1 protein-coding gene is annotated in these 401 nt (G+C 44.6%); it reads right to left on the reverse strand.

The annotated features are described in order from the left end of the window. Window positions 1–401 (reverse strand): F0F1 ATP synthase subunit A (locus tag B3180_RS10945; RefSeq protein WP_286844491.1); only part of this gene is annotated, 401 nt, incomplete at both ends.

A 401-nucleotide genomic window follows, 5' to 3' on the forward strand; every position in this document is an offset into this window, starting at 1 on the left:
CCAGAATATGGAACACAGCCCAGGCAAAGTGCGCTGGTAGCTGGAATAATCCAATCATTGCAATCAGAATAAATATCAATTCACCCGCATACAGGTTACCGAACAAACGCAGTGCCAGTGACGCTGGTTTTGCCAGTAACGTGATACTTTCAAGCACAAAGTTTACCGGCATTAACGCCCAGTGGTTAAACGGGGTTAATGTCATTTCTTTGGCAAAGCCTTTCACACCTTTGTACTTAATTGAGTAGATAATAATGAGCGCAAATACGCTGATACTCAGAGCAAAGGTTGTGTTCAGGTCAGTTGTTGGTACAACTTTCATGTAGACGTCATGCGGATCGTCAACAAAGCCTAACCAATAACCACCGTACATAGCGGCTGTTGGTAACCAGTCGACCGGA

The sequence above is a fragment of the Idiomarina sp. UBA4206 genome, from assembly GCF_002383015.1.
In the GTDB taxonomy this organism is placed as follows: domain Bacteria; phylum Pseudomonadota; class Gammaproteobacteria; order Enterobacterales; family Alteromonadaceae; genus Idiomarina; species Idiomarina abyssalis.